We start from the raw sequence: 18,698 nt of genomic DNA, 5'->3' as shown, positions 1-18,698 counted from the left end.
GGCGAGCAACTCGTCCGACAGCTCGAGGGCTGCTCAGGAGCAGTCGTCGGACTCCACGCCGGGCAGCGCCTCGTGCACGTCGACCGCGATGCGGTACGTGCCGGGGTTCGGCAGCCGAGCGACGATCCACCCGTTCGCATCCTGATCGAGGCAGGCGCCGCCGTCGATCTCGAGTTCGTCGCTGTACGCGAAGCGCACCGTCGTCAGAGCTGCCTGGTCGGTGCGCAGGACGACGCTGTCGGCATCCTGGCTCACGAGCACGGCGGGCGAATCGACGATCGGCACGTAGTCGAGCACCTCGTAGAGCGTCCAGTCGTCGTTGCGCCAGACGACCTGGAGCCACGGGATGTCGCGGACGACTCCCTCCTGGTCCAGGAGTCCGGCCTCGGCGACGCCGCCTTCGTCGAGCGCGGCGTCGGGCCGGGCGATCCACCGAACGGCGTTGTCGTGGAGCCACGTGTGGTACTCCTCGGTGCCGAGCTGGTCGCCGTCGAGCTCGTAGAGCTCTTCGTTCCTGGCGAGATCGACCTGGCGCTCCCAGCCGCGGGCGTACGGCAATTCGGTCGCGACGAACCACGCTTCCCAGTGGTTGTCGGTGAACGGGATCTCCAAGCGGCCGACCGGTCGGCCGTCACGGTTCCGGGATTCGACCTGGTCGATGAGCGGGAGGTGGTACTCGACCGCCGTGGAGTCATCACCCGACCATGCCACGGCAGCTTTGAAGCCGGGCATCATCGCCCACGCGACCCCGACGACGGCCAGGACCCCGAACCAGCGCCGCCGGCGATCATCGAATGCCGCCAGGGCGGTGACGCCGAGCGGGATGCCGACGAGCTGGGCGAGCCGGAGGAAGTTGCCGCCGAGTGGATTGGGAACGATCCACACGGCGATCGATGCGATGATCGACAGTGCGCACGCCAGACGTACGGCCCGGATCTTCAACCGCCAGGCGACGAACCCGAGGACCACGATCGAGACCAGGAAGTGACCGGTGCGGAACGGAAACCGTCCGGCGGAACCGAAGAGCACAGCGACCACGAGCAGGGGCGCCGCCGTGGCCGCGCCGATCGCGAACGCCGCACGCACCATCGCACGGTCCAGATCCAGGTGGCCAGCCCTCTCACGGCGGACACCGTCGAGCGCGACGGCGCCCGCCGCGATCCCGAGGAACACGGCCGCAACCGGGCTCGCGAGTGGTGTCACGAGCGCCAGCATCACTGCGAGCGGGACGTACCTGCGGTGCCACGCGAGCAGTGCGCTCAGCGCGAGGGCGAAACCGAGCCCGAACGACACCCTCCCGACCACGATGTTGACGCCGGCGCCCAACGCGAACACCGCATTCGCTGCGTGCGTCGTCGGTCCCGGAGCGAGTCGGTCGGTGAGCGAGGAGAACGCCCACGTGCCGACGAGGGACGCGATGGCGACCACCGTCACCGGTCCGAACCACGCGGTGAGCACCGGGGTGATCACGCTGTACCCCGGGGTCGAGTGCCCGCCGTACCAGTGGTTGTTCCACACCCCGAAGCCGGACCGATCCCACACCCACGCCCGCAGCAGATGTGCCGGGTAGTCCGCGCCACGTACCCCGGTGACGAGCACCCCGGTGGTCACGGCGAGGACGACCAGACACGGGAAGAGCCACGGCGCCCGCCTTGCGAACCCGGCTCGGGAACCCACAGTCGCTCCCGCCGTTCCCACGTGGCCCAGTCAACCAAACCGGCGACAGGTCCGCTCGCCGTGCCGCCTCGGGTTGCGAGCGCACTCTGCGCCGAACTCCGGTCTCGTGCCTGCCAGGATGGTGCTCATGGCAGACCTCGCGACTCGTGCTCAGCAACTGCTCGATCTCCACCACTCAGGCACCACGCTGGTGCTGCCGACGGTGTGGGACGCGTGGTCGGCCGGAGCGATCGTCGCCGCTGGATCCCCTGCGTTGACGATCGGCAGTCACCCCCTCGCCGACTCGCGCGGGCAGGGCGACAACGAGGCGATGTCGCTCGACGACGCCCTGGACGGCATCCGTCGGATCACCGCCGCGGTCGACGTGCCGGTGAGCGCCGACATGGAGTCGGGCTACGACACCGCCCCTGCAGAACTCGTCGAGCGGATCCTCGATGCGGGAGCGGTCGGCATCAACATCGAAGACACCGTCCACTCCGAGAAGCGTCTGCGCTCGGCCGCCGAGCACGCCGACTACATCGGCGCACTCCGGTCCGCAGCCGACGCCACCGGAGTTCCACTCGTCGTCAACGCCCGCACCGACGCCTTCCTGGGGAGAACCGAGGTGTTCGACGACCCGCTCGCCGAGGCGATCCGTCGTCTGCGCGCCTGCGAGGAGGCCGGCGCCCGATGCGTCTACCCGGTCAAGGCGCCCGATGCCACCGCGGTGCGAACACTGCTCGACGAGCTCATGGGACCGGTCAACGTCATCGCCCACCCCGTCAACGGCTCCGCAGCCGGCTCCCTCGACGACCTGCGCGCGATGGGCGTGCACCGGGTGTCATTCGGCCCGTTCCTCCAGATGACACTGACCGAGTCGATCACCGAACTCGTCACACCCTGGATCAGCTGACCAGGTGGCACCGGACCGGCGTCGGTGCCGGGACGCGCCAGTGGTGCTCGACGCCCCGTCGGTCGGGACCTGCGACCGTGCGGCACGCCTGCGACACTCGCAGATCCTCGACGGGACACCGTGCGATCCGCTGATCTTCGGACACTTCCGCCAGCACCCCGCCGGTCGGTAGGCTCGCACGGTCATGTCGGCCGTTGCACCATCCGTTGCGTCCAACAGGACGGACACCCCTGCGACCGTCGCCCGTTTCGCGGACGGCCTGCTGAGCCACGAGTTGCCGCTGCTCAGCGACGATCGTCGTCGCGAGGCGATCGAGTTCATCGGCCGGCGGGTCCGGGTCCTGCCGTCGCTCACACGGTTCGGGGTGCTGCTGATCGGGCGATTCCTCGACGTCCTCGGGATCGTGGTCGGTCACGCCAACGTCCGTCGACTCGTGACCACGATGCCGATTCCACTGCTCGCCGAGTACCCACGCCTCGTGCGGTCGCTGGGCTTCGCGTACGTGTGGGAGACCTGGCCCGACACCACCGTCGACGGCGGGAGGCCCGCCGGATGAGCACCCACCACGACTGCGACGTGTTGATCGTCGGATCAGGCGCCGGTGGCGCAACCACCGCTGCCGTTCTGGCCGAAGCCGGCCACGATGTCCTGATCGTCGAGGAGGGTCCGTGGATCGAACAGGGGTCGGTGTCACCCTTCTCCCTCGACCAGATGGACAAGCAGTACCGATCGGGCGGGGTGACGGTGGCCTTGGGCATTCCCTCGATCGCCTACACCGAGGGTCGGTGTGCGGGCGGGGGCACCGAGGTCAACAGCGGCCTGTACTGGCGGCCACCCGAGGACACCCTCGAGCGTTGGAGGCGGCGGTACTCGATCCGCGACTTCGCCACGGACGACATCCTGTCGATCTGCGAGGAGGTGGAGGAATCACTGAGTGTGCAGACGGTGCCCGGCGAGCACACCGAGGCGAGCCGGATCCTGCAGCGAGGAGCCGATCGACTCGGCTGGCAGAACGGTGAGATCCCGCGCTGGATGACCTATCCGGAGGGCGCCGGCGCCACCGAGGGCAAGCGCCAGAGCATGACGCGCACGTATCTCCCGCGGGCGTTCGAGGCCGGGGCACGCATCCTGTGCGACCACCGGCTCGACACGATCGTCCGCAACGGTCGACGGGCGGTCTCGGCTCGGCTCACCCACGAGGGGCGCCCGGTCACCGTCGCGTTCCGCGACGTCATCGTGTGCGGTGGTGCGATCCAGACCCCGGCGATCCTGCAGCGCGCCGGGCTGCGCCATCGTGTCGGTCGAACGCTGGCCGTGCATCCGACCGTCAAGCTCTCCGCGAAGTTCGCCGACGCCGTCAACACGCCCGAGGACGTGTCGGTCTACCAGGTCAAACAGTTCGCGCCGAACATCTCACTCGGTGGGTCGGCGAGTCACCCCGGCCTCGTGGCGCTCGCGCTCAGCGACAACTGGCGCGAGTTCGGCAAGGCGGTCACGTCGTGGCCCGACCTGGCGATCTACTACGCCGCCATCACCAGCGAAGGGCGCGGCATCGTGCAGGCCGTGCCGGGCATGCGCGACCCGATCGTCACGTATCGGCTGACCAAGCGCGATCGCGACCTCCTCGGCCAGGGTCTGGCCCGCCTCGCGATGGTGATGCTCGAAGCCGACGCCGAGGAGGTCTACCCGGCGTTCAAGGGTGCACCGATCGTGCGCAGCCGGGCCGACATCGGCGTGATGACGTCGATGTTCTCCGCTGCGAAGGCGAGTGTGATGACGGTGCACCTCTGCTCGACCGCTCCGATGGGAGACGACGAGAAGCGGTGCGCAACCGACAGCCACGGCCTCGTTCACGGGACCGACAACGTGTTCGTCAACGACGCGGCGCTGCTTCCGGAGGCTCCCGGCGTGAATCCACAGGCGTCGGTGATGGCCGTTGCGATCCGCAATGCGCGCCGTTACGTCGATCAGCGGGCAGGATGACGGGACATGAGTGATCCGAACACCATCGACGCGCCCGCAACGACCATCGTGACCGGGGCATCGGGCTGGCTGGGCACCGGCCTCGTCACCGCGTTCCGCGGCGACGGCGAGTACGCCAGATCCGGGTTCGTCCGAGGCCTCGTGCGCCCCGAGGAGTCCACGCAGCACCTCCCCGACGGCGTCGACGTCGTGCGTGGTGACGTGACCGACCCGGCCAGCCTCGACGCGTTGTTCGACGGCATGACCGGTGACGTCGACCTGATCCACACCGCCGGCGTGATCCACCCGGCTGCGTCGATGGACGAGTTCGACGCGGTGAACCACATCGGGACCCGCAACGTGATGGAGGCGGCGAAGCGCCACGGCGTTCGCCGGGTGGTCCACGTCTCGTCGAACAGTCCGTTCGGCACCAACGGCGCCCGCAACGACCGCTTCGGCAACGACGAGCCCTACCACCCCTACCTCGGCTACGGACGGTCGAAGATGGACGGCGAACTGGCCGTGCTCGCCGCGGTCGAGGGCGGTCTGAACGCGGTGATGGTGCGTCCGCCCTGGTTCTACGGGCCACACCAACCGGCACGCCAGACCACCTTCTTCACCATGGTCAGGAAGGGGAGGTTCCCGATCCTCGGCGACGGTGGACAGGTCCGCTCGATGACCTACATCGACAACCTCGTGCAGGGCATCGTGCGCGCCGAGTTGACCGACACCGAGCCCGGCACGGGCTGGTGGATCGCCGACGCCGAGCCGTACACGGTGCGCGAGATCGTCGAGACCGTGGGCGATGCACTGCGCGCCGAGGGCTTCGAGGTCAAGGCGAACTCCTTCAGGTTGCCGAACCTGGCGGGCACCGTGGCCGAGAAGATCGACACCGCGGCCCAGAAGGCGGGCAGATACATCACCCAGTTCCACGTGCTGGGTGAGATGAACAAGAACATCGCCGTCGACATCTCCGCTGCCCGCGCCGACCTCGGCTACGACCCGCAGGTGTCACTCGCCGAAGGCATGCGCACCAGCATCCGCTGGTGCATCGACCAGGGCATCGAACTGTGACCCGCCGACCGGAAACCAAACGGGAAACCAAACGGTGTCAGACACCGTTCGGTGTGGGGGCACGACGATGACTTCGTATCTGGTGACGGGTGGCAGTGGGTACTTCGGTGCGCTGGTGGTCGCTCGGTTGCACGCTTCCGGCCACACCGTGCGGGTGCTCGATCTGAACGACGCCGACGACCGGCCCACCGGCGTGGAGTTCGTCCGAGGCGACGTGCGCGACCGATCGGTCGTGAGGGACGCCGTCGAGGGCATCGACGTGGTGCTCAACAACGTCGCCCAGGTGCCGTTGGCCAAGGACGAGGAGCTGTTGCGCACGGTCAACGTCGACGGCACGGTCAACCTCCTCGACGCGAGCGCCGACGCCGGCGTGCGCAAGGTGATCCACACGTCGTCGAGCGCAGTGTTCGGCGTGCCGAAGGTGAACCCGGTTCTGCCCGACACGGTCCCGGCGCCGATGGAGGCCTACGGCCACGCCAAGCTCGCCGCCGAATGGGCCTGCCTCGCCGCCGCTCGTGACGGGCTCGACGTGTCGATCGTGCGGCCGCGCACGATCCTCGGCCACGGTCGGCTCGGGATCTTCGGGATCCTGTTCGAGTGGATCGCCGACGGGAAGGACCCGATCGTCCTCGGTGACGGCTCCAACCGGTATCAGTTCGTCCACTCCGACGACCTCGCCGACGTGTGCGTCCTCGCCGCGGACAAGGACGGGCCCGGCGTGTTCAACGTCGGAACCGATCGCTTCGGCACGATGCGGGACACCCTCGAAGCACTGTGCGCCCACGCCGGGACCGGAGCCGAGGTCCGCTCGCTGCCGGCGGGTCCGGCATCACTGGGGATGAGGGCCACCGCCGGGCTCGGCATCACGCCATTCGCCCCGTACCACTGGATGATGTACTCGAAGTCGATGTGGTTCGACCTCGAACACCTGCAGGAGCAACTCGACTGGACCCCCTTGTGGTCGACCGACGAGATGTTCGCGCAGAGCTACGACTGGTTCGTCGAGAACCGTGCGATCACCGACGACGACGGGGCATCGCATCACCGACGCAGTTCCAAGCAGGGCGTGTTGAAACTCGCCAAGCAGGTCTCCAGGCTGTTGCCGCGAGCCTGACGGAGACGCCGTGATGGACCTGCTGCGCCGGTTCCAGACGGCGATCTCGATCACCGTTCTGGCGTTGCTCGCCTACGTACCGTCGCTCACCGCGTCGCCCGGTCGGATGCCGACCGACTCGAAGCTCTACGTCTACCTGAACCCCGCTCGCTTCCTGGTCGACACCACCACCTCGTTCGACCCACGCCAGTTCGCCGGCTGGGTGCCTCACCAACACATCGCCTACCTCTGGCCGACCGGACCCTGGTACTGGCTGTTCGACACGCTCGGCGTCCCCGACTGGGTGGCGCATCGTCTGTGGATCGGCACGCTCCTCGTCGTCGCGGGACTCGGCGTCCGCCGACTCGCGCGTGTGCTGGGCGCGAACCCGCTCGCAGCCCTCGTCGCGGCCCTCGTCTACCAACTCTCGCCGTACGTGCTTCCCTACATCTCCCGGACCTCGGTGTTGCTGCTGCCCTGGGCGGGGCTCGGATGGATCGTCGCGTTCACAGTGCTCGCCACACGCCGACCGGGGTGGCGATACCCCGCGGCGATCGCTCTCGTCGTCCTCACCGTCGGAGCGGTCAATGCGACCGCGCTCGCGATGGTGATCCCCGCCCCCGCACTGTGGCTGGTCCACGCGGCATGGGGCCGCTCGATCACCTGGCGACGGGCGCTCACCACCGCCGCTCGGACCGGCGCGCTGTGCATCGGCGTCTCGCTCTGGTGGATCGTGATGCTGGTGATCCAGGGCCGCAACGGGGCCGACGTGCTGGCCTACTCCGAGTCGCTCGAAGCGGTGTCGTTCACCTCGACCTCGACCGAGGTCACCCGTGGGCTCGGCTACTGGCTGTTCTACGTCCGTGATGCCTACGCCGCCACCACGACCGCATCGCTCGACCACCTCGTCTCGGGCCGTACGGTGCTCCTCGGCTGGCTCGTGATGCTCACCGGTTTCGTCGGCATCGCCGCGTGCCGGTGGGAGCACCGCAGGTTCGCCGCGCTGCTCGTGGGGGCCGGAATCATCCTCGGTGTCGGCGTCCACCCGATCGACGACCCGTCTCCTCTCATGTCGCTACTGGTCGGGAACGGCGAGGGCGGCCTGGCCCTCGCACTGCGCAGCAGTACGCGTGCCGTTCCCGTCCTGCTGATCGGCGTCGCCCTCGGCGCAGCCCAGGTGGTGACCAGCATTCGCGTGCCCCGGGTGCGCATCGACCCCGCCGTCCCGCGCGTGCTCGCCGCCGGAGCGATCGGGTTCGTCGCGATCGCTGCACTGCCGGCGCTGCGCAACGGTGGCTTCGTCGACGAGGCGCTGGAACGCGACGAGCAGCCGCCTCAGGCCTGGATCGACGCCGCGGCCGACCTCGATGCACGCCCCGACGGCTACCGACTGCTGCAGGTACCCGGAACCGAGTTCGGAGCCTTCCAGTGGGGATACACGGTCGACCAACCCCTCCCGGCGTTGACCGATCGGCCGCTGATCACGCGCGACCTCCTCCCCCTCGGGAGCCCCGCGGCGATGGATCTGGCCTTCGCCCTCGACGACCGCTTCCAGACCGACACCATCGAACCCGCCGCCGTCGAGGCAGTGGCCCGGTTGATGGGCATCGACACCGTCTGGATCTCCGGCGACGTCGCCTACGACCGCTTCCGCCTCGCCCGACCCGAAGTGGTCGTCGACGAACTGAGCGGCCTGGAGTCGACGTCGTTCGGCGAGCCCGTCGTGATGGGCTCGCAGATCCCGATGATCGACAACCGGACGCTCGGCGACCCGCGCATCGGCCAGCCGATCCCCCCGGTGGTCCTCGTCGACGTGTCGGACCCGATCCCGACCGAACGCGTCAAGGACGACGTCGTGGTGCTCGCCGGAAGCGGCGACGGCATCATCGACGCAGCGGCAGCCGGGGTGATCGACGGCACCGAAGCCCTGATCTACAGCGCCTCCATCGATCGAGCGACTCCACTCCCCGATGCGTACCGGTTCGTCGTGACCGACTCGAACCGAGACCGTGCGCACCAGTGGCGCAGCTCCCAGGACGTCACGGGGTTCACCGAGTCGGCCGACGACGAGTCCGACGTGCTGCGCTTCGAGAGCGGCGACCAACGCCTCCCGCTGTTCGACGTCGTCACCGCCGACCAGCAGACCGTGTCGATCCAGGACGGCCCGGTCACCGTCGAGGCGAGCAGCTACGGCGAACGCTTCGCCTATCTGCCCGAGAATCGCCCCGTCATGGCGGTCGACGGCGACCCCGACACCGCGTGGATCGTCGCCGACCGGGCTCCCGCCGTCGGCGAGTTCATCCGACTCGACATCGCCGAACCGATCACCCACCTCGATCTCCTCCAACCTCCGGCGGGCCCGGACGAGCGCACGATCACGCGAGTCGGCGTCGAGGTCGACGGCTCCCCTCCCGTCTTCTTCGACCTCGACGAACGATCGCGCACGGGGACGGGCCAACGGATCGACATCGAGGCGACCGCCGAGGTCACCATCACGATCACCGGGACCACCGCGCCGCAACCGCCGATCGGGGAGGCGATCGGCGGCGTCGGATTCGTCGAGATCGGCACGGGTCTCGCCCCGACGACCGAGATCATCCGCACGCCGATCGACGCGATGGGCCGACTCGCCAACGCAGCGGGCGTCGACGTCGTGCTCACCCGATTGCGCCACGAGCCCACCGACCGGTGGCGGAGCGACCCCGAACCGCGTCTGGCTCGCGAGTTCGAACTTCCGAACACCGTCACCGTCGACCCGACCGTCACCCTCCGTCTCGACCGCCGTCTCGACGATGCACTCCTCGCGGAGTTGCTCGGCGAATCCGCTGCCGCCTCGGCGCACCTCACCGGAGCTCCGAACCATCGCGGTGCCGCGGCCTTCGACGGCGACGACGCCTCCACCTGGATCACACCGTTCGACGACGTGATCGGTCAGTCGGTCACCTACTCCGGAGCAGGAACGGCCACGAACATGACGATCGGCGTGCCCGACGACGACGGCTTCTCCCCCATCACGACCGTGCGCGTGACCGACGACGAGGGTTCGTTCGACATCGCCGTCCCGCCCGGCCCGGACGCGCAGGTCGAACTGCCTCGCGAGGTCGACCTGACACGGGTCACCCTCGAGATCGTCGCGATCGACGAGCGCATCACACCGAACCGCCGGTTCAACGAGCCCACCGTCCTGCCTGCCGCGATCTCCGAGATCCGATTCGACGGGGTCTCGCCGACCGTCGGATCGAGCGAACGCCTCACGGCGGAGTGCCGGGACGATCTCCTCACCCTCGACGGCGATCCGATCGCCGTGTCCTTCGACGTGGCGACGGCCGACGCGCTGGCAGGCGATCCGATCGGAGCGACCGTGTGCGGTGACGCGATCGACCTCCCTGCAGGGTCCCATCGCGTCCTGTCCACGTCCGGATCGACGACGGGCTTCCACGTCGACCGCGTCACGCTCTCGACAGCGAGTGTCGACTCGGCCGGCGCCGTCGACCCGACGAGACCGATCGTCGTGGAGTCATCGGCCCGATCAGCGTCGCTCGACGTGCCGGCGTGCCCGACCGGATGCTGGGTGATCCACGGCGAGGGCTACAACGACGCGTGGACGGCGACGGCCGACGGGCAGCGCCTCGGCCCTCCCCGCCTGATCGACGGGAATGCGAACGGCTGGTGGCTCTCGCCCACCGAGTCCACGACCCGGGTCGAGATCCGTTGGCCGGTGCAGCGCCAGTTGAACATCGCGTTCCTGCTCACGGTGCTCGCCGTGATGGCGTGTGTCGCCTCGATCGCGTGGCCACGTCGTGCGACCGGCGAACCGGATCCCGCCGCGCCGGCGGTGGCCGCGCCTCGCGACCGGACCTGGGCACTGGGGGTCGCCGCCACGGTGTCCGGGGCCGTGCTGATCGACTGGAGATGGGCGGTCCCGATCGCTGCGGTCTGGCTGGCCGCAGTGGTGCTCCGGCGCTCGGCGCTCGTCGCGTGGGCGGGGGTGGCCGTGATCACCGCGTCGGCGCTGATCGTCACCAGTGTCGTGCGCAGCGAGACCCCGTTCCCCGATGCCGGCTGGCCCGTCCGCTTCGAATGGCTCCACCCGTGGACGCTGTTCGGTGTCGTGCTCCTCGTCACGGGGGCGCTGGCCGGCGGAGTCCGCCCGCAACCGGACGACGCAACATCGTCCGACTGATGCTGCATCGGCGGCCGGGTGTCGGTCAGCGAGCGGCGAGTGTGAGGTCGACGAGTTCGTTGAGCACGTCGATGGCGACCTCGGGGTCGACGTGGATGCCGTCGCGTCGCCGGCGACCGTTGCAGTCGTCGCCGAAGCACAGCAGGCCGTCCAGGTCGACGGTGTCGACCTGTTGCTCGAACGCCAGCGCCGCGAGTGACGTTCGCACGCACCTGATCCGCGCGTCGTAGTCGTCGGGCAGGATGAAGTCGGCTCCCTTCCCGTACCGGGCCGGAAGTGCGAGGACCGGCTCGACGTCCTGGGAGCGGAGATACTCGATGCGGTTGCGGACATCGTCGAGGTACCACGATTCCGACTCGCAGGGATGCGTCCACCGCTCGTCGACGTATCGGTCGACGGCGGGAGCCTGACCGATCACGAGAAGGCCGATCTCGATCGGGCGTTCGTAGGAACCGAGGGTGACCGGATAGCTGTCCGTCCACTCCAGACAGTCGCTCGGCAGCGGCAGTTCGTTCCTCCAGCGGTCCCGTCCGGCCGGCAGACCCACGGCGCCGTCGCACGCCTCGTTCGCCCCGTTGACCAGCACGACGTCACGACGGGCGAAGGCGAACGCGGCGTCTCGGAGCATCCAGGCCGGGACGCTGTCGCCGAACACGGCGATCGTGGTCGGTTGTTCGGGCACGGTCGGCGATGTCGAGACGACCGCATCGGAGGCCTCCGCACCCGCCTCCGGACCTGCCTCCGACGGCGCCAGCGCTCCGGCCCCGGCACGACCGACGTCCGCCGACGGAGCGGGAGTGGGCTGCGTGACGGCGTCGGGCACCGTTGCGACCGGAGACGTGGACTCGGCGGGCTCGTTGTCTGCCGGTGCAGCCAGGACGACGGGCGCCGCCTCGACCGTCCGGGGGGCATCGATCCAGAGCCGGGTCGTGGTGACGACCAGGAGCGATGCGCACATGGCTGCAGCGACGGCGATTCCCACCGATGCCGGGCGTGCCGACCTCCGGATCGGTCGCTCGAGAACGACGTACATCGCCAGCGCGATCACCGCGGTGACGCCGATCCGGGTGAGCGCCAGGTTCCAGCCGGACGAGCCCGTGCGTGCCTCGTCGAGGTACACGAACACCGGCCAGTGCACGAGGTACACGCCGTAGCTGATGCGGCCCAGGGCCACGAGCGGCCTGTTCGAGAGCGCACGGCGACCGTGCCCGGGCACCTGCAGACTTGCGATCAACGCGACGCTGACCAGCGAGAAGATCGGCAACCCGCCGCTGTACGCCCACCCCGTCGCCGCCGGCGTGACGAGGCTCAGGACGCCCACGAGGCCGATCGCAGGACCGGCCACGTGACGCCACCACGCAGGCAGACGGGCCGGTCGGCTCAGCCAGACGGCGAGCCAGGCTCCCGCCAGGATCTCGGCCGCCCGCGTCCACGATGCGAAGTAGGTGACGTTGCCGGACCCCAGACGTGCGCTCGTGGCCGAGGCCAGGAACAGTGCGGTGACGACGCCGAGCAACCGCGCCGGCCCGATGCGACGCCACCGCAGCAGAGCGAGCAGCACCACCGGCCACACCACGTAGAACTGCTCCTCGATGGCGAGCGACCAGAAGTGCGCGATCGGGCTGTGCCCGGCGAAGAGGTCGGCGTACGCACGTCCCGACGCGACCTCACGCCAGTTGAAGACGTTGAGCGCAGCCGCCACCAGATCTCCGCTCGACCGTTCGGTGGCGACGAAGCCGCCGGCGGCCGTGATCGCCGCGACGACGACCAGAGTGGCCGCACTCGCCGGAACCAGCCGCTTGATCCGCCGTACGTAGAACGCCCCGAGGCCGAGGTCGCCCGTGCCGTGGAACCGCTCGAGGAGCAGTGCGGTGATCAGGAACCCGGACAGGGTGAAGAAGACCGACACACCGAGGTATCCCCCGGTCAGGACGCCGACGTCGAGATGGAAGACGACGACGAGCGCGACAGCGAGTCCGCGCAGACCGTCGAGCGCCGGCTGGTAGCCGAGGGAGGTGGGAACCGTCGTGGTCGGCGTGACGCGCGTGAGCGCGCTCGTCTCCGTCAGCCCGTCCTCGTAGACTCGCCCCACTGTGACGGACGCTACTGCCTCCGAGCCGCTTCTCGGTGATGACACCGAGAATGACGATTCGGTCACTTTCGTGCCATTCACCCTGCTCGCGGTGTCTGCCCTGGTCGCAGTGCCGCTCGTGCTCGCCGCGATCTTCCTCGCGTTCCGGCCCTGGTATCCGACGCTCGACCTGGCCATGACCGAACTGCGCGTTCGCGACGTCGGAGGGCGGCACACGCCGCTGATCGGGCTCCCGGGACGCATCGGCGACTTCCCCGACCAGGGAAGCCACCCGGGTCCGTGGAGCTTCTGGCTGATCCGTCCGTTCCACCTCGTCTCGGGCGGTCGATCGTGGGGCATGGAGCTCGGCAGCGCGCTGCTCAACGTGGCCGCCGCCACCGGGTCGCTGTGGATCGCCCGTCGCATCGGAGGTCGCCGGGTCCTGCTGGCCGTCGCCGGTGTGCTCGCCGTCGCGGTCCGGGGCTACGGCCTGTCGGTGCTCACACACCCGTGGAACCCGTACTTCCCGCTGCTGTTGTGGATCGTGGTCCTGCTCGCCGCCTGGGCGGTGCTGTCGGGCGATCATCGCATGGCGCTCGTCGTGGTCGTCGTGGGAACCCTCGCCGCGCAGACCCACGTGCCGTACCTGCTGCTCGCGATCTCGATGAGTGCGCTCGTGATCGCAACGCTCGCCGTCCGTCGCGACGTCCCGACACTGCTCGCGTCGGTCGGTGCCGCAGCGTTCTTCTGGCTCCCCGCCGGGGTCGACCAGTTGCGTCGGGAACCGGGCAACATCTCGATGCTGATCGACCACTTCACCGGCGACACCGACGAGTCGACCATCGGCTATGTGCAGGGAAGCGGCGTGTTCCTGCGCCACCTCGACCTGCCGCACGCGGCGTTCGAGATGTTCCGCGGCAACGATGCGTTCCTCGAGGTGTCCGGCCAGACCGGAGGACTGCCGATCGGTGGCCTGATCGTGTTCGTCGCGTGGATCGCCGCGGTCGTCGTGGCCGTGCGGCGACGGCACGCCCTGCTGATGCACCTCGATGCGGTCGTGGCCGTGGCGCTCGCGGTCGGTTGGTTCTCGATGACCAGGATCTTCGGGAAGATCTGGTTCTACCTCACCCTCTGGGCGTGGGGAACGGCGCTGCTCGTGCTGGTCTCGATCGTGTGGGCCGCCCTTCTCGTCGTGCGCGAGAGGTTCGACGTGGAGCGTTTCGCCGGGCGGGCGAGGTACGCCGTGGGTGCGGCGATCCTCGTGCCGACGATGATGTCGCTGGTCGCCGCAACGACGTTGCAGGTGCCGGAGGAGAACCTCTCGTCGGGGCTGGGGCTGGTGCTCGACGACACCGAGCAGGCGCTACGCGACAGCGTCGGCGACTCGGTCGGTGTCGACGGCAGGTACGTGGTGTTCTGGCAGGACTCGAACTTCATCGGAGCGCAGGGCTACGGCCTCGTCAACGAACTGGAACGGCGCGGGTTCGAGGTCGGAGTCCACCCGACCTGGCGGGTGCCGGTCACGCCGCAGCGGGTCTTCGCCGAGGGCACCTACGACGCCGAGGTCCACCTCGTGTCGGGTGCGTACATCGAGGAGTGGCGGGCCCGCACGGGGTACGTCGAGGTGGCCATGGGAGACCCGCGTTCGCCTGCCGAGGTCGCCGAGTTCGACCGACTGCGCGCACGCGTCATCGACCGTCTCCTCGAACTCGACAGATCGGATCTCGCGGACATCGTCGACGTCAACCTCTTCGGCGTGTCGCTCGATCCCGACCTCCCGCGTGACGTGGTCGACGACCTGAGCGACATGCTCGTCATCACCGCTCCGGTGGCCGTGTTCATCGCCCCCGCCGGCTCCACCTCCTGATCCGATGACGACGCCCACCACCGCCGCGACCACCACGACCGCCACCGTCGCGGACGGGGAGTCCCGCACCGAGTCCGGCACCGACGGGACCGGCGCCGCCGAGGACGATCTCGCCGTCGCGGAACCCCGACGGAGTGTCCGGGTGCTGGCGACCGCCGTGGTGATCGTCCCGTTCGTCACCGCCGTGATCCGTGCGATCCGCAACGACTGGTTCCCCATCGGCGACAACGCCCAGTTGTTCATCCGTACCCGCGACGTCCTGACCGACGACCACCCCTATCTCGCAGCGTGGACCTCGGCGAGCCTCAGCGTCGGCGAGAACATGAACAATCCGGGGGCGATGTACGACTGGCTCGTGTCGCCGTTCGCTCATCTGCTGCCGCCGGGCCCGGCCGCGGCGATCGGTGTGGCTTCCGTCAACGTGGCGATGGTGATCCTGATCTCGGCCGTCGCGCACCGCACCGGTGGGTGGGCGTTGCAACGCTGGGTCCTGCTCTTCGCCGCGCTCCTGGCATGGGCGATGGGGAGCGAGATGCTCTTCTCGATCTGGCAGGCGAGCGCGCTGATCTTCCCGTTCCTCGCGCTGCTCGTGCTGTGTGTCGGCATCGCTGCGGGCGACGACTGGTTGCTCCCGTTGGCCGCTGCGGTCGGATCGCTCCTCCTGCAGACCCACATCTCCTACGCCTACGTGTTCGTGTTCGTGGTCCTCGGCGTGGTCGTGGTGCGGGTGTGGCAGCGATCCCGGATCGACAGTTCCGGGTGGCGCCGACCGGCACTCATCGGGGTCGGTGTGCTCGGCGTGCTGTGGTCGCTGTCGGTCTGGGAGCAGTTCTTCGGACCCGGCCGCGGCAACATGTCGCGGCTGCTGAGCAGTGCGTCGGGCGGCGACTTCTCGCTCGGTCTGGGCAACGCCACCCAGATCGTCGGCGACCTCGCCGTTCGCCCACCGTTCTGGGGTCGCTCCGGATACACCGAGGTGGTCCAGATCACGAAGATCTCCGAAGGCCCCGATGGCCGAACACTCGACCTACCCGGACTCATGCCGACCCCCGTCGCGCTCCTCGGCGTCCTGGGTCTCGCTGCGGCGTTGATCGGTCTCACCGTGGCGGCGCACCGCAGCGAACGTCGTCTCGACGCATCGGCCGGGGCGTTCGCCGCGATCATCCTGTTCGGATCGATCCTGGCGATGAGCCGACTCACCATCGGCATCGTCGGGATCTCGCCTCACCACGTCCGTTGGGCGTGGCCGATGATGGCGTTCGTGCATCTCACGCTGGTGGTGCTCGCCGCCGGAGCCTGGCGACGGTCGGTGCCCGTGGACCGGTCGCTCGGTGTCGCGATCGGCGTCGTGCTGGTCGCCGTCAGCATGTGGAACGTCCGGTATCTGGCGCAGCCGACCGGGCCGACCGCCGACATCGCGACCATGGCGACCATGAGGCGGATCGAACCCCAACTCGACACGCTCGTCGGTCACGATCCGGTGTTCTACGACGCCTCGACACTGCGGGTGTTCGAGCCGTACAGCTCGACCATGATGATGTGGATGCAGGAGCGTGACATCGAGTTCCGTGTCGCCGACGAAGGGCTGGTCCGCCATCTGGGCGAGGCCCGCCGAGCCGATGGCACCGAGCCGACGACGGTGTTCCAGCTCGAAGGGCTCACCGCTCGGACCTACGACGGACCGGCGTGCGTCGTCGCCGAAGCGAGCCTGCTGACGAACGACGACGCGGCCTCGGTCGAGGCGATGGTGCGCACAGCTGCCGACGAGTTGGCGCCGGCGATCGGCACGAGTCCGGTCCGCGCGTACGACGCACTGCTGCGACGGGAGTTCGACGTGTTCGAACCCGATCAGCAGCGACGTGTCGACATCTGGATCGACTCGGCCTACATCCTCTTCGGCGAGGGTGAGGTCTGTTCGGCCCGCTGAGTCAGCGCCGACGAAGTCGTCGGAATCGGTCGCCGACTCCCCAGCGGGTCACCAGCAGCATCGACTCGACGATGATCCTGCCGGACATCTTCGACTTCCCCGCCGTGCGGTCACGGAAGATGATCGGCGACTCGACGATGACCGAGTCGCGTGCGGCGAGACGCCGGACGAGCTCGGTCAGGAAGGCGTATCCCTCTGCGGACGTGGACGTCGGGTCGATCGCTGCGAGCGATGTCGCCCGATAGGCCCGGTAGCCGCTGGTGCAGTCCCGTGACGGAACCCCCAGGATCGTGCGGGTGTACATGTTGCCCCACTTGGACAGCAACTGGCGCCGCACCGGCCAGTCGGTCGTGCCGCCACCGGTGACGTAGCGCGAGCCGATCACCAGGTCGGCACCGTCGGCCACGAGGCCGATGAACTCCGGGATGCGGTGCGGGTCGTGCGACATGTCGGCGTCCATCGACACCACCACGTCGTACTCACCCGACTCGAGGACACGCGCGAATCCGTCCCGGTACGCACTGCCGAGGCCGCTCTTGCCGGGACGGTTCAGTACCTCGATCCGGCCCAGTTCTTCGGCGAGCGACTCGGCCAGAGGGCCCGTCCCGTCGGGGCTGTCGTCGTCCACGACGAGTACGTCGGTGTCGGGTGCCGCCGTGCGGACCGTCCGGAGGAATCGATCGATGTTGCCCGCTTCGTTGTACGTCGGAAGCACGACCACGCTACGCATGAGCGCCCGAGCCTACTCAGGCCCTGCTGGCGCGACGCAGGACGCCGAGCACACCTGCGGCGGTGGCGTCCCACGTCATCGTCCGCACCCGGGCCTCGGCGGCGGTCGCGAGCCGCAGACGCAGGTCGTGGTCGAGCAGGACCCGGGCGATCGCCACGCCGAGGTCGCGCTCCGACGCAAGGACTCCCGTTTCGCCGTCGACGACGGAACTGCGGTGACCACGGATGTCGGTGGCGACCGCAGGTGTGCCGCAGCCGGCCGCCTCGGTGAGGCTGAGTCCCCACCCTTCGGCGAGGGAGGCACTCGCCACGATCCACGACCGTCGGTAGATGTCGACGAGTTCGTCGTGGTCGATCGAGCCGGCGAACTCCACCCACTCCGTTGCGCCGAGTCGGGCGACCTGGGCCCGCAGTGCGTCACGCTCGGGCCCGTCCCCCACGATCGTGAGGCGCAACTCCGGCACCCGATCCCGTGCAGCGGCGACGGAATCGATCAGGAGTCCGAACCGCTTCACCGGGGCCAGGCGCGCGACGGCGACGACCGAGGGGTGAGCGGTCTTGGGGCCGCCAGGCGAGAAGCGGGGGTCGGTACCGTTGGGGATGGCGGTGACGAGTTCGGGCCGGAAGCCGATCTCGATCAGTTCGTCGCGCGTCGCGTCGGACGGCGTGGCGGCGAGTCCGCGCCGGTAGATCGGCGGGACGATTCGGGTCTCGAGGGCCCGTCCGGCCGCGGCCAGCGGTCCAGGCAGCATCTGGTCCCACATCGGGCCGTGGACGTGATGGAGGAACAGCATCCGCGGCCGACGACACCACACGGGCGAGAAGAACGGAACGCCGTTCATCACCTCGACCAGTGCGTCGTAGCGACCCATCCTGCGCGTCAACTCCGCACCGACCGTGCGCGGGAACACGGAGTACCTGCTCCCCCGCCGGATCACCCGATACCCGTTCCTCTCCGCCTCGGCGGGTCGACCGATCGCCGCCGAGGTGCGGTGAAGGACGTCGAGGCCGGCCTCGGCCCATCTCCGTTCGCACTCGTCGGCGTGCACCTCCGAACCCCCCGCCTCGTCGTCGTCGAGGTCGCGCCAGGCGAGCACGTGGACGCGGCGGATGCCGTGGGCGATCAGTGCCGCAGCGTCGCTCTCCAGTTGTTCCTGCGGGTCGCCCGACACCGGCCCGACGATACGCCGTGGGAACGACATCGGCTGGTTACCATCGGGACG

General features: G+C 69.1%; 12 protein-coding genes. 8 read left to right on the top strand and 4 right to left on the bottom strand.

Annotated elements, in window-relative coordinates:
* Positions 1 to 33: 33 nt before the first annotated feature.
* The gene (locus ABJK40_RS19505) at positions 34 to 1,611 is read right to left on the bottom strand and encodes a hypothetical protein (RefSeq protein WP_348478281.1); all 1,578 of its coding nucleotides are present in this window, start codon (positions 1,609 to 1,611) and stop codon (positions 34 to 36) included.
* Positions 1,612 to 1,804: 193 nt separating this feature from the next.
* Between ABJK40_RS19505 and ABJK40_RS19500 the strand changes: the two genes are divergently transcribed.
* The 6 genes from ABJK40_RS19500 (at position 1,805) to ABJK40_RS19475 (ending at position 10,881) form a co-directional block, all read left to right on the top strand.
* The gene (locus ABJK40_RS19500) at positions 1,805 to 2,569 is read left to right on the top strand and encodes an isocitrate lyase/phosphoenolpyruvate mutase family protein (RefSeq protein ID WP_348478279.1); all 765 of its coding nucleotides are present in this window, start codon (positions 1,805 to 1,807) and stop codon (positions 2,567 to 2,569) included.
* A 184-nt stretch (positions 2,570 to 2,753) separates the two neighbouring features.
* Positions 2,754 to 3,125, top strand: a complete 372-nt coding sequence (locus tag ABJK40_RS19495) for a hypothetical protein (protein ID WP_348478278.1) — start codon at positions 2,754 to 2,756, stop codon at positions 3,123 to 3,125.
* Positions 3,122 to 4,552, top strand: coding sequence for a GMC family oxidoreductase (locus ABJK40_RS19490; protein WP_348478276.1), 1,431 nt, complete (start codon positions 3,122 to 3,124; stop codon positions 4,550 to 4,552). Before ABJK40_RS19495 ends, ABJK40_RS19490 begins: the two co-directional genes overlap by 4 nt.
* Before the next feature lie 6 nt (positions 4,553 to 4,558).
* Positions 4,559 to 5,605, top strand: a complete 1,047-nt coding sequence (locus tag ABJK40_RS19485) for an NAD(P)-dependent oxidoreductase (RefSeq protein ID WP_348478275.1) — start codon at positions 4,559 to 4,561, stop codon at positions 5,603 to 5,605.
* 67 nt (positions 5,606 to 5,672) lie between these two features.
* Positions 5,673 to 6,719 carry an NAD-dependent epimerase/dehydratase family protein gene (locus ABJK40_RS19480; RefSeq protein WP_348478273.1) on the top strand — a complete coding sequence of 349 codons (1,047 nt, stop codon included), beginning with the start codon at positions 5,673 to 5,675 and terminating at the stop codon, positions 6,717 to 6,719.
* A 13-nt stretch (positions 6,720 to 6,732) separates the two neighbouring features.
* Positions 6,733 to 10,881, top strand: coding sequence for an alpha-(1->3)-arabinofuranosyltransferase family protein (locus ABJK40_RS19475; RefSeq protein WP_348478296.1), 4,149 nt, complete (start codon positions 6,733 to 6,735; stop codon positions 10,879 to 10,881).
* Between the two features lie 25 nt (positions 10,882 to 10,906).
* On the opposite strand, the gene ABJK40_RS19470 is transcribed toward ABJK40_RS19475, so the two are convergent.
* The gene (locus ABJK40_RS19470; protein ID WP_348478272.1) at positions 10,907 to 12,973 is read right to left on the bottom strand and encodes an acyltransferase; all 2,067 of its coding nucleotides are present in this window, start codon (positions 12,971 to 12,973) and stop codon (positions 10,907 to 10,909) included.
* Between the two features lie 70 nt (positions 12,974 to 13,043).
* Between ABJK40_RS19470 and ABJK40_RS19465 the strand changes: the two genes are divergently transcribed.
* Together ABJK40_RS19465 and ABJK40_RS19460 are read left to right on the top strand one after the other, a co-directional pair.
* Positions 13,044 to 14,819, top strand: coding sequence for a hypothetical protein (locus ABJK40_RS19465; RefSeq protein WP_348510378.1), 1,776 nt, complete (start codon positions 13,044 to 13,046; stop codon positions 14,817 to 14,819).
* Positions 14,820 to 14,823: 4 nt separating this feature from the next.
* Entirely contained in the window at positions 14,824 to 16,746 is a 1,923-nt protein-coding gene (locus tag ABJK40_RS19460) for a hypothetical protein (RefSeq protein ID WP_348478214.1), read from the top strand.
* 1 nt (position 16,747) lies between these two features.
* Here the strand turns inward: ABJK40_RS19460 and ABJK40_RS19455 are convergent, their stop codons facing one another.
* Together ABJK40_RS19455 and ABJK40_RS19450 are read right to left on the bottom strand one after the other, a co-directional pair.
* On the bottom strand, positions 16,748 to 17,476 hold the full coding sequence (locus tag ABJK40_RS19455; RefSeq protein WP_348478213.1) for a polyprenol monophosphomannose synthase: 729 nt from the start codon (positions 17,474 to 17,476) through the stop codon (positions 16,748 to 16,750).
* A 16-nt stretch (positions 17,477 to 17,492) separates the two neighbouring features.
* Entirely contained in the window at positions 17,493 to 18,647 is a 1,155-nt protein-coding gene (locus ABJK40_RS19450; protein WP_348510377.1) for a glycosyltransferase family 4 protein, read from the bottom strand.
* Positions 18,648 to 18,698 lie beyond the last annotated feature (51 nt).

This window comes from Ilumatobacter sp. (assembly GCF_039969435.1).
GTDB lineage: Bacteria > Actinomycetota > Acidimicrobiia > Acidimicrobiales > Ilumatobacteraceae > Ilumatobacter_A.
Note: the sequence above shows the minus strand (reverse complement) of the source record. Positions and strands in the feature narration are given on the sequence as shown.